General features: G+C 59.1%; 7 protein-coding genes. All 7 read right to left on the reverse strand.

The genetic code is table 11. From position 1 onward, the window contains the following. Window positions 1-25: 25 nt before the first annotated feature. Window positions 26-1,975, reverse strand: a complete 1,950-nt coding sequence (gene glgX / locus GGE33_RS02045; RefSeq protein WP_183821065.1) for a glycogen debranching protein GlgX — start codon at window positions 1,973-1,975, stop codon at window positions 26-28. Between the two features lie 219 nt (window positions 1,976-2,194). Then, the gene (locus GGE33_RS02050; protein ID WP_183822249.1) at window positions 2,195-3,823 is read right to left on the reverse strand and encodes an alpha-D-glucose phosphate-specific phosphoglucomutase; all 1,629 of its coding nucleotides are present in this window, start codon (window positions 3,821-3,823) and stop codon (window positions 2,195-2,197) included. A gap of 2 nt (window positions 3,824-3,825) precedes the next feature. Next, window positions 3,826-5,283 carry a glycogen synthase GlgA gene (gene glgA, locus GGE33_RS02055; RefSeq protein WP_183821066.1) on the reverse strand — a complete coding sequence of 486 codons (1,458 nt, stop codon included), beginning with the start codon at window positions 5,281-5,283 and terminating at the stop codon, window positions 3,826-3,828. Then, complete coding sequence (gene glgC / locus GGE33_RS02060) at window positions 5,283-6,548, reverse strand: glucose-1-phosphate adenylyltransferase (protein WP_148143409.1); 1,266 nt, start codon at window positions 6,546-6,548, stop codon at window positions 5,283-5,285. Before glgC ends, glgA begins: the two co-directional genes overlap by 1 nt. Window positions 6,549-6,560: 12 nt before the next feature. Continuing rightward, window positions 6,561-8,777, reverse strand: a complete 2,217-nt coding sequence (gene glgB, locus GGE33_RS02065; protein WP_183821067.1) for a 1,4-alpha-glucan branching protein GlgB — start codon at window positions 8,775-8,777, stop codon at window positions 6,561-6,563. After that, window positions 8,777-11,239: a glycogen/starch/alpha-glucan phosphorylase gene (locus GGE33_RS02070; protein ID WP_183821068.1), complete on the reverse strand. Its 2,463-nt coding sequence runs from the start codon at window positions 11,237-11,239 to the stop codon at window positions 8,777-8,779. Before GGE33_RS02070 ends, glgB begins: the two co-directional genes overlap by 1 nt. Window positions 11,240-11,485: 246 nt before the next feature. Further along, a complete protein-coding gene (locus GGE33_RS02075) occupies window positions 11,486-12,460 on the reverse strand; it encodes a TadE/TadG family type IV pilus assembly protein (RefSeq protein ID WP_246435694.1) in 975 nt (324 codons plus the stop codon). Between the last annotated feature and the right edge of the window lie 65 nt (window positions 12,461-12,525).

Raw genomic sequence — 12,525 nt, forward strand, 5'->3', positions numbered from 1 at the left:
AAGCTATTGCCCGTGGGCCGCAACATTACCCTTTCAGGCAGAAGCTGACGGAGCGGGAAGGAAGGAGGTTCGTCCAAGGCTTATCCGAAAGCAGATCCTGCCAGCCGCTGCCGGGCAGAATAAACTCAACATCTTCATGGCCCCGGTTGAAGAGGATTGCAAGACGAGTCGAGCTGTCCGATGAGCGATCGTCTGTCGCAACGATCATGCCTATCAGCCGGTTCTCGGCATTTTCCCAATCGGATACCTGCATGGGAAGGCCAGAGGGGGCCAACCATTCAATATCGCCGTTTCCGGCGAAGAAATCCGTTTCGGAAAACACCGAGAATCGCCTGCGGATACCGGCAAGCCATGTCGTATGCCGCACCAGTTCTGTATCCGGCTCCTGCCAGTCCATCCATGTAATCTCGTTATCCTGGCAATAGGCATTATTGTTGCCGCGCTGCGAACGACCGGTTTCGTCCCCCATGGTGAGCATGATGGTGCCGCGACTGGCAAACAGCGTGGACAGAAGTGCGCGGACATCACGACGACGGCGTTCCTGTACTGCAGGATCAGCGGTCAGGCCTTCCGCTCCGTTGTTCCAGGAGTAGTTTTCGTTATGGCCGTCGCGGCTATCCTCGCCATTGGCATCGTTATGCTTGTGCTCGTGGGAGACAAGGTCGAACAGGGTGAACCCGTCATGGGCGGCGAGGAAATTGACACTGCGTGTGCGGCCAGATTTTTCAAAAATGTCCGATGATCCGGCAAGGCGGGTGGCGAGCGCACCTGTCATCCACTGGTCGCCGCGCCAGTAGCGGCGCATGTCGTCGCGGGCGCAGTCGTTCCATTCGATGAAGGGCGCGGGGAAATTGCCGAGCTGGTAGCCGCCGGGGCCTATATCCCAGGGTTCGGCGATCACTATACGATCCTTCAGCAGATCATCGGACAACAGTGCCGTCAGCGTTTCGCCATTCGGATCGAAACCCTCTGCCGTGCGACCCATAACCGGCGCGAGGTCGAAGCGAAAGCCATCGACGCCGGCATGCCGAACGAAATGACGCAATGTGTCGACGATCAACCGTCGGACGACCGGATGATCCGCGGCGACCGTGTTGCCGGTGCCGGCGTCGTTGACCAGCTCGCCCGGATCATTCGGCAGATGGCGGTAATAGGCCAAATTGTCGAGACCGCGCATAGAAAGCGTTGCGCCGTATCGGTCGCTTTCGCCTGTGTGGTTGAATACGAGATCGAGGATCACGCCAATGCCGGCTGCGTGCAGTTTCGTGACGGTTTCACGCAACTCCACCATGCCACCGGGGCAGAGGCGTGGATCGAGCGCCATGAAGGCGACCGGATTGTAGCCCCAGCCATTGGTGAGGCCCAGAGGCGGAAGATGGCGCTCGTCGATCCATGCGGTGATCGGCATGAGTTCGATCGCATCGACACCGATCTGTTTCAAGTGTGCGATAATACTGGGATGGGCGAGTGCCGCGACGGTGCCGCGGATCTCTTCCGGTATCTCCGGATGCAGGATCGTGAACGGTTTCACCGCGATCTCGTAAACGAAACCACCGGAAGGCAGGAGCGGAGCCGATATCTCCGCTTCGAGGTCTTGCGTGACGATAGCTCGAGGCACAAGGTTCGTGGTGTCGATCTCATAGGTCGCAAGGTCGTGATCTGCCTGGAAAGGGCGATCGAGTTCTTTGGCATAAGGATCGACGAGCAGTTTTGCCGGATCGAACCACAGTCCTTTATCCGGATCATAGGGGCCGTAGGCGCGGTAGCCGTAACGCTGGCCGTGTCCAACGTCTTCGATCGAGACGCGGTGGACATCGTCGGTGCCGCGGAGCATGTCGTGACGAACGGTTTCGCTGCCGCTCTCAGTGTCGAACAGGCATAGCACGATCTTTTCGGCAGACGAGGACCAGACGCTGAAGTCCACGCCGGTCGGGGTGAGGGTGGCGCCGAGTTTTGGCTTTAGTGTCGAGGGCATGTGATACCCCCCTCTGCCCTGCCGGGCATCTCCCCCACAAGGGGGGAGATCAGCTGGAGGCGTGATCCCTGTGTTGCTTTAACAAAGAGTGCTGCAATCGATGCGTTGGAGATGGTCGAGGCGTTGCCACGAGTAATATCCCCCCTCGTGGGGGAGATGCCCGGCAGGGCAGAGGGGGGTAAATTCATCTGCGATCTCCGGGCTTTTATGGTCAGGCTCTTACGTAATCACCGTCGGCGCATCGCGGCCGGAGCGCTTTTTCAGGTCGGAGATTTCGTCCGCGACGGCGATCAGGTCGGCGAGCGCTTCCTGGGTGTCGATGCCGTGCTTTGCCGGGTCCGGCTCGTAACGTTCGACATAGACGCGGATCGTCGCGCCTGAGGTGCCTGTGCCCGACAGGCGGAAGACGACGCGGCTGCCGCCTTCGAACAATACGCGGATGCCCTGGTTCTTCGAAACGGAACCGTCGATCGGATCGTGATAGGCAAAGTCATCGGCGGCGGCGACCTTCAGCGAGCCGAAACTCTGGCCCGGCAATGAGGCCAGCTTTTCGCGCAGCGCGGTCATCATGCCGTTCGCCGCATCCGAATCCACTTCCTCGTAGTCGTGGCGGGAGTAGTAATTACGGCCGTATTCGGCCCAGTGGCTCTTGACGATCTCGGCGACGCTTTCGTTGCGGCCGGCCATGATGTTGAGCCAGAAGAGCACCGCCCAGAGGCCGTCCTTTTCACGCACATGGTCGGAGCCGGTGCCGAAGCTCTCCTCGCCGCAGACCGTCGCCTTGCCGGCATCGAGCAGGTTGCCGAAGAATTTCCAGCCTGTCGGGGTCTCGTACATACCGATGCCGAGCTTTTCGGCCACGCGGTCGGCGGCAGCACTGGTTGGCATGGAGCGGGCGATGCCGGCGATACCTTTCGCATAGCCCGGCGCGAGCGTTGCGTTCGCGGCGATGATTGCAAGGCTGTCCGACGGTGTGACGAACATGCCCTTGCCGACGATCATGTTGCGGTCGCCATCGCCATCGGAGGCGGCGCCGAAATGCGGGCCGTCTTTGCTCATCACATCGTCATACAATTCCTTGGCATGGACGAGGTTCGGGTCCGGGTGATGACCGCCGAAATCCGGCAGAGGGGTTGCGTTGCGGACCGAGCCTTCCGGTGCGCCGAGGCGGTTTTCGAGGATCTCCGTGGCGTAGGGGCCGGTGACGGCGCCCATGCTGTCGATGACCACACGTACGCCGCTGGCAATCAGCGCGCGGATGGCGCCGAAGTCGAAGAGCTGTTCCATCAGTTCGGCATAATCAGTGACCGGATCGATGACCTCGACCGCCATGCCGGCCACTTTGAAGGTGCCGGTCTTGTCGAGGTCGAGATCCGCCGTGTCGGCGATCTTGTAAGTGTCGATCACTTTGGAACGGGCATAGATGGCGTCGGTGATCTTTTCCGGGGCCGGACCGCCATTGCCGATATTGTATTTGATGCCGAAATCTTCGGTCGGGCCGCCGGGATTGTGGCTGGCGGAAAGAACGATACCGCCGAAGGCGTGATATTTGCGAATGACGTTGGATGCGGCGGGTGTCGAAAGGATGCCGCCCTGGCCGACCATGACCTTGCCGAAACCAGCAGCGGCGGCCATCTTGATCGCTTTCTGGATGACTTCGCGGTTGTAATAACGTCCATCGCCGCCGATCACCAGCGTCTTGCCTTCAAAGCCTTCCAGGCTGTCGAAGATGGATTGGATGAAATTTTCCGCATAGTTCGGCTGGGCGAAGACCGGAACCTTCTTGCGCAGGCCGGACGTGCCAGGCTTCTGGTCCTGGTAGGGGGTCGTTGCGACGGTCTTGATCATACTCAAATGCCTTTTCTTTCAAGGATCTCGGAAAAGAGCGCGGCGTAAAGGGCTGCGCTGCGGTTCCACGAAACATCGGATTTCATGCCCTGCTTCTGGATCACAGTCCATAGCTTCTCGTCCTTATAAAGGCGGATGGCGCGACGGAGTGCGCGGGCAAGGTTATCGGTGGTCAACGGGCCGAAGGAAATGCCGGTTGCTGCCTCTGCCGCAAGCCCTGCATGGCTTGCATCGATCACTGTGTCGTTGAGGCCGCCGACGCGCGCGACGATCGGCACGCAGCCGTAACGCAGGCCGTAAAGCTGGGTGAGGCCGCAGGGTTCGAAGCGGGATGGGATGATGATCGCATCGCAGCCGGCCTGCATGAGATGGGAGAGCGGTTCGTCATAGGCTGCAATCACGCCGATCCGGCCGGGATGACGCAGCGCTGCCGCGTGAAATGCATCCTCCAGCACCTTGTCGCCGGAACCGAGAACGGCGAGCGTCGCGCCATGGGAGACGAGATCGTCCAACGTTTCGGCAAGAAGGTCCATGCCCTTCTGTTCGGTCAGCCGTGAGACGACACAAAAGAGCGGCGCATCGTCGATGTCGAGCGCAAAGCGTTCCGCCACCCGCCGCTTGTTTTCCGCCCTTTCCTTGAGGGTGGATGCGGAATAGGTGCTGGCAAGGAGGGTATCTGTCTCAGGGTTCCAGACATCGGTATCTATGCCGTTGACGATGCCTGTCAGGTCTTCTGATCGGTGATGCAGCAGGCCTTCCAGACCCATGCCGTATTCAGGCGTGAGGATTTCCTCGGCATAAGACGGGCTTACGGTGGAGATTTCCCAGGCAGTCTGCAGACCGGCCTTCAGGAAGCCGACCTTGCCGTAGTATTCCACGCCGTCGATCGAAAAGGCGTGCGGCGGTAATTCGAGTGCGGGGAAAATTTCGGCATCGAACACGCCCTGGAAAGCGATGTTGTGGACGGTGATGACGCTCGGCACTTCCGGCTCTTCTGCATAACGCATGTAGGCCGGCAAAAGAGCCGCCTGCCAGTCATGGACATGTACGAGATCCGGTCGCCAGCCGCCGAGATCACCCGTCAGCCCCTGCTGGGCGATGGTGGCGCCCGCCTTGGATAAGGCTGCAAAACGGCGCCAGTTGTCCGTATAATCCCTGCCGGTCACATCAAGATAGGGTCCGCCCTGCCGGTCGAACAGCTCAGGGCAGTCCAGGATCAGGAGGTCGAGACCCTTGTGTTCGATTTCGAGGATGCGGGCTTCTGCGCCGAGCAGATCGGGAAAGGTGCGGCGCAGGACGGCATTATCGACAATCCGCATCACGGCGGGGTAGCCGGGTATCAGCGTCTTGACGGAAATACCCCGCTTGCCGAGCGCGATCGGAAGCGCGCCAGCCACATCGGCCAGCCCACCCGTCTTTACCAGAGGAAAGACTTCAGAAGCGACCGAGAGTACCTGCATCACAAATCCAACTTGTCGATCATCTTCTGGGTTATCAGGCAGATACCGCTTTCGGTGCGACGGAAGCGCTTTGCATCGAGTTCCGGATCCTCGCCGACAACCAGTCCCTCGGGGATGGTTACACCATGGTCGATGACAACATCACGAAGCTGGGCGCGGCGACCGATCCTGACATTCGGCAGCACGACCGCGCCTTCGAGCTTCGAATAGGAATTGGCGCGAACGCCGGTGAAGAGCAGGCTCTTGTTCAGCGATGAGCCGGAAATGATGCAGTCGCCGGAAATGACCGAGGACGTTGCCGAACCGCGACGATTTTCGTCGTCATGGACGAATTTTGCCGGTGCGGTGAGTTCCGCGTAGGTCCAGATCGGCCAAGACTTGTCGTAAAGGTCAAGGCCGGGAACGATTTCGGTCAGGTCGATATTGGCCTGCCAATAGGCATCGATCGTGCCGGCATCCCGCCAATAGGGTTCGCGCTCGTAGTCAGAGCGGACGCAGCTGTCGGCAAAACGGTGAGCGACGGCCTTACCGTGTTCGACGATATAGGGAATGATGTCCTTGCCGAAGTCACGGCTGGAGCCGGCAACCTCCGCATCACGCTTCAGGGCGTCGATCAGGAACTTGGTGTGGAAGACGTAGATGCCCATCGAGGCGAGCGCAAAATCCGGCTTGCCAGGAATGCCTGGCGGATCGGCCGGCTTCTCGACGAAATCGATGATCTCGTCCTTCTCGTTGACATGCATGACGCCGAAGCCAGTTGCTTCCATGCGCGGCACTTCCAGGCAGCCGACGGTGACGTCGGCGCCGGAATTGACGTGCTGCTGCAGCATCAGTTCGTAGTCCATCTTGTAGACATGGTCGCCGGCGAGGATGACCATGTATTCGGTCGCATAACCCTCGATGATATCGATGTTCTGGTATACGGCGTCGGCCGTGCCTTCATACCATTGCGTTTCCGAGACGCGCTGGGAGGCAGGCAGGATGTCGAAGCTCTCGTTGCGCTCGGGGCGGAAGAAGTTCCAGCCGCGCTGCATGTGGCGGATCAGCGAGTGGGCCTTGTATTGGGTGGCGACACCGATGCGGCGGATGCCGGAATTCAGCGCGTTGGAAAGAGCGAAATCGATGATGCGGGCCTTGCCGCCGAAATAGACGGCGGGCTTGGCGCGCCGATCTGTCAGTTCCTTGAGGCGGCTGCCACGTCCGCCGGCCAGAACATAAGCCATGGCGTCGCGAGACAGAGGCTGGACACGTTGCTTGTCGTTCATTGTTCTCCTCCCCTATGCGTTGTTTTCGAGTTCCAGCATGATTGTCGCCAACGGTGGCAAAGTCACGTCCGCCCAGATGCTTCCTCCCGCATCCACGGCCTGAACCTTGCCGCCATTGCCCTTGCCGCTGCCGCCGTAGATCTCGGCGTCGGTATTCAAGACTTCCCGCCATTTACCGGCATGCGGCAGGGGAAGCCTGTAATTTGCGCGATAGACGGGCGTGAAATTGGTGATGACCGCGACCGGCTTTTCACCCGGCGCCATGCGCAGCCATGCGAAGACGGAGTTGTCCGCATCGTCGACGACCAGCCAGCGGAAACCTTCACCCTCGCAATCGCGGGCGTGCAGCGCGGGTTTGGAGCGGTAACAGAAATTGAGATCCCGCACGAGGCGGCGCATGCCCTGATGCGGATGGTAGGCAAGCAGGTTCCAGTCGAGCGATTTGCTTTCGCTCCACTCTGCCCATTGGGCGAATTCCTGTCCCATGAAGAGCAGCTTCTTGCCCGGATAACCCCACATGAAGCCGTAATAGGCTCTGAGGTTGGCGAATTTCTGCCAGTCGTCACCGGCCATCTTGGCAATCAGCGAGCCTTTTCCGTGGACCACTTCATCATGGCTGAGCGGCAGCACGAAGTTTTCCGCGAAGGCGTAAACGAGGCCAAAGGTGATGGCGTTGTGATGGTGCTTGCGGTGGATCGGCTCGCGCGCGAGATAGCTCAGCGTGTCGTGCATGAAGCCCATGTTCCACTTGAAGCCGAAACCAAGCCCGCCTTCATGCACCGGCGCCGAGACCTTCGGCCAGGAGGTGCTTTCCTCGGCGATTGTCATCACACCCGGATGCGTGCCGTAGGAGAGTGAATTCATCTTCTGCAGGAAACGGACGGATTCGAGGTTCTCTCGCCCACCATATTCATTCGGAATCCATTCGCCTTCGCGGCGCGAATAATCGAGATAGAGCATCGAGGCGACGGCATCTACGCGCAGGCCGTCGAGATGGTATTTTTCCGCCCAGTAGAGTGCGTTGTTGATCAGGTAGGACAGAACCTCGACGCGACCAAAATTGTAGATCGCAGTGTTCCAGTCGGGGTGATAGCCCTGACGCGGATCGGCATGTTCATAAAGTGCGGTGCCGTCGAAATCGCGCAGACCGTGGGCGTCGGTCGGAAAATGCGCAGGCACCCAGTCGAGGATAACGCCGATGCCGACCTTGTGGCAGCCGTTGACGAAACGGGCAAAGCCTTCCGGCTCGCCGAAGCGGGCGGAGGGTGCATAAAGTCCCGTTGTCTGATAGCCCCATGACGGGTCATACGGATGTTCGGTGATCGGCAGAAACTCGATATGGGTGAAGCCCATGTCGACACAGTAAGGGATGAGGCGCGAGGCGAGTTCATCCCAGGAGAGGAACGATCCGTCGTCGCGGCGCTGCCATGATCCCGCATGCACTTCGTAGATGGTGATCGGCTGTCGGCGATGATCGGCCTTTTCCCAGAATTCCCGGTGAGCCTGATCTTCCCATACCTGGGCCAGTTCCGGGGATGTTACCGAGGCAGTCTTCGGTCGCATCTCGGCTCGCCGTGCAAACGGGTCTGCCTTCAAGGGCTGCAGCTTACCATCCTTGCCGATGATCTCGAATTTGTACGCGGCACCGGCGCGAACATCGGGCGCAAAGATTTCCCAGATACCGGTATCCTGGCGCAGGCGCATCACATGCCGGCGGCCATCCCAGTTGTTGAATTCGCCAACGACAGAGACACGCCGGGCATTTGGTGCCCAGACAGCGAAATGAAAGCCCTCGACACCCTCATGCTTGAGCGGATGGGCGCCCATCTTGTCGAAGAGCCTCAAATGCGAGCCTTCGCGTAACAGATAGTCATCCATCGGGCCGAGAACCGGCCCGAAGGAGTAGGGATCGGTCACGGCCCATTCCACGTCACCGCGCTGGGCGCGGTAACGGATGGGCTGGAGTTGGCCCGCGTCGACGAGGCCTTCGAAATAACCCGCCTCATGACGGCAGGTCAGTTCGCCGAGTTCCGTGCCGCTGAGCGAGAGCACGGTCACCTCTTCGGCACCGGGAATGAAGCAACGGGCACGATATTTTTCGCCGAGCTTGTGAAGCCCAAGCACGGCGAAAGGATTTGCATGCCTACCTGCCAATATCGCCTCGATCTCGGACAACGGGATTTCTCCAGGAGCTCTCCCGTCATCGAGCGCACTCGGCGATTTTGTCATCAGGCTCTCCAGATTTCCGACGCGTACTGGCGGATTGTGCGGTCCGAGGAGAACCATCCCATCCGGGCGGTATTGCGAATTGTCTTTGAATACCAGGATTTAGGGTCTGACCAGATTTGGTCAACCGTGCGCTGTGCCGCAGCATAGGCATCGAAGTCAGCGGCGACCATGAACCAGTCATGGTTATAGATGCCGTCGATCAATTCCTGGAAGCGCGAACGGTCGTCCGGTGAGAAGACGCCGGAAGCGATGGCGTTCAACGCCTGCACCAGTTCGGGCGATTGCTCGATCACGGCACGAGGATTGTGCCCTTCCGAGCGCACCTTCGCCACTTCGTCGGCGGTGAGGCCGAAGATAACGATATTATCGTCGCCGACATGTTCGCGCATTTCGACATTCGCGCCGTCGAGTGTGCCGATCGTCAGCGCGCCGTTCAGGGCAAACTTCATATTGCCGGTGCCTGAGGCTTCCATCCCGGCGGTCGAAATCTGCTCTGAAAGGTCGGCGGCGGGCACGATCGTTTCCGCCAGCGAGACATTGTAATTCGGCACGAAGACGACCTTGAGTAGGCCGCGCACCGAAGGGTCGTTATTGATCACACGGGCAACGTCGTTGGCCAGCTTGATGATAAGCTTGGCGTTGTGATAGCTCGGCGCCGCCTTGCCGGCGAAGAGTTTTACCCGCGGCACCCAGTCCAGTTCCGGGTGGGAGCGGATCTGGTCATAAAGCGCGACGGCTTCGATGATGTTCAGAAGCTGGCGCTTGTATTCGTGGATGCGCTTGATCTGGATGTCGAACAGTGCCGACGGATCGAGCCTGATGCCCATGCGGCTGCCGACGAGATTGGTAAGCGTCGCCTTGTTCGCCCGCTTCACGGCGGCAAATTTCTCTTGGAAGCTTGCATCGTCGGCGAACTTGTCGAGTTCGACCAGCGCTTCGGTATCGTCGAGGAACTTGTCGCCGATCGCATCGCGGATCAGCGAGGTGAGGCCGGGATTGCACTGCATCAGCCAGCGGCGAGGGGTAATGCCGTTGGTCTTGTTGTTGATGCGGGTCGGGTAAAGCGTGTGGAGGTCGGCAAAGACGGTGACCTTCATCAGGTCGGTATGCAGCGCCGAGACGCCGTTGATCGAATGGGAGCCGACAAAGGCGAGGTTGCCCATGCGCACCCGCCGTTCGCCGCCTTCGTCGATCAGCGAAATGGCGCGGACCTGCGTGTCGGAGAACCGCTTTTCCTTGCGGGCTTCGAGCAGGATCTTTGCGTTGATCGCGTAGACGATCTGCATGTGGCGCGGCAGAAGGCGCTCGAAGAGCGGCACCGGCCAGGTTTCCAGAGCTTCGGGCAGAAGGGTGTGGTTGGTGTAGGAGAAGGTCTGCCTGACGATTTCCCAGGAGACATCGAAATCCATGCCGTGGATGTCGACGAGAAGTCGCATCAGTTCGCCGATCGAGACGGCCGGATGCGTGTCGTTGAGCTGGATCGAAACCTTCTCGTGCAGGTTGGTGAAATCCGGATATTGCTGGAGATGGCGGCGCAGGATGTCCTGCAGCGATGCCGACGAGAAGAAGAATTCCTGGCGTAGGCGCAGTTCCTGCCCGGCCGGGTTTGCGTCGGCGGGATAGAGGACGCGGGTGAGCGATTCCGCCTTGTTGCTCTCGCGCAGCGCGCCGATATGGTCGCCGGCATTAAAGGCATCAAGCAGGATCGGGTCGATTGGCTGGGCCGACCAGAGGCGCAAGGTATTGACGCGATTACCGCGCCAGCCGACGATTGGCGTATCATAGGCCATGGCGATGACGCGTTCGGCCGGCTTCCATACGTAACGAGGCAAATCCTCGTAGCCACCGATGGTTTCCACCGATCCACCGAAGCCGATTTCGTAGGAGCTCTCGCGGCGTTCAAACTCCCAGGGGTTGCCGTGGGCAAGCCAGGTTTCGGGCAACTCGACCTGCCAGCCGTCGGCCATCTGCTGACGAAACAGGCCATGGATATAACGGATGCCGTAGCCATAGGCCGGAATATCGACCGTTGCCATACTCTCCATGAAACAGGCAGCAAGGCGGCCAAGGCCACCATTGCCGAGTGCGGCGTCCGGTTCCAGACCGGCAATCACCGACACGTCGACGCCGAGCGAGGACAGCGCGTCGCGAATCTCCTGCATCAGGCCGAGATTGCTGACGGCATCGCGCATCAGGCGGCCAATCAGGAATTCCAGCGATAGGTAGTAGACGCGCTTTTGCCCTGTCCGGTAGGCCTGGCGCGTACTCTCCATCCATCTGTCGATAATTCTGTCCCGGACAACCAATATGGTTGCCGTCAGCCAGTCATGCGGCTTGGCCACCTTGGCATCCTTGCCGATGCGGTAAGTCAGGCGCTCAATGATTTCTTCCGCCATGATTTCAGGGCGGGACGAGCGCGGGGCGGGATAGGGAATTTCGATGGGGGGAGTTGTGTTGTTCATATAGTCGCCAATTGTTCTCGGTTGAGCGGGTGGAGGAATGTCCGATTCAGTCGATATGGCAGAATGTTACCGGCACAGTTATGCATCGTTGTGAACGGCATGCAACGGCGGAATTGAAGATGGTTGCCGGAGGGTAACTGGAGCTATCCATGCAGAGAACAGAAAACCCCGCAAGGAGCGGGGCTTTCGGCAGTATGCGGTGGTATCTACCAAGGTTCTTGGTGCTGCAGCTTAGCTAGCTACCTGTTATTTTGTCAGCCGGACGAACTGGCCATCCGGTGCACAGGTGGTCGTCGCCGTGTAGAAAAAGTCTTGGCGATCCCAGCCGCCACCGTCTTCCCAGGCATGGTTTGAGGTTTTTCCGCAGACAAGGATATCGTCGAGAGGACTGGTCACCCCTTTAGGAAGCTGCTTGCCTTCGACGAAGAGATAATAGCTGGTATCCGGGTTGTCCGTGCGAAGGGTGAGGTTGTATTTCGAATATTCGGCTGTCGTGTTCGCGTTACACGTCACCTTGTTCTTGTTGTCGACCGATGCCTTCTGACCGATGTTGCAGCCGTCATTTTTAATGTCCATCTGCAGAACGAGCTTGGAATATTTCCCGAGATCGATTGTCCCGCTAGGGCTAACCGTCTTGGTGCCTTGACCGCCATCATCATGGGTGGTGGGCTGATAAGTGACTGTCCCAACGACCTCTTCAACTGTGCTGTTCGGCCTGACGACGCGGATCGTGACCTTCTTCCAATACCAGCCCTGAATGACAGTGGGTGTGAACTTTACTGTCTTGGGCATCATCGGCGCGATCGACTGCGATGTAACGCCAACATCGATGCTGGACAGCCCTGCTAGCTGCATGAAGCTGTTCTGAGATTTCCCCTGGATCGCCACATCGACGTTCTGCCCCGTCATTGTAACTGTGTAGGTGGCTCCGCTAGGAAGCTTGTCCTTGTAGCCCTTGAGAAATGTTTCCGCCTTAGCGATAGCAGCTGCATTGTTGGTGCCATCATAGACCGCGCCGCCAGCCAGTGCAGCTGCGTCGGCAATGCCCTGCATATTGGTTTTTTGCGTATATGCGGTGCTGACATCAATGACGCTTCCTCCCGCGAAGAGAAGAGGCACCATCATGAGTGCTGTCATCATGCCGAAATTGCCGCCGCGATCGTCTGCAATACGCTTTAAAATGGTCATGATGGCCGCCGTCCCTGACTGCGACCGGCACATTCGGTCGCTCTAATGGACTATTGCGGCAAAAGCTCTGCAGGATGACTTAAGTAAAATGTTTGCTT

The sequence above is a fragment of the Aliirhizobium cellulosilyticum genome (assembly GCF_014198105.1).
GTDB classification, from domain to species: domain Bacteria; phylum Pseudomonadota; class Alphaproteobacteria; order Rhizobiales; family Rhizobiaceae; genus Neorhizobium; species Neorhizobium cellulosilyticum.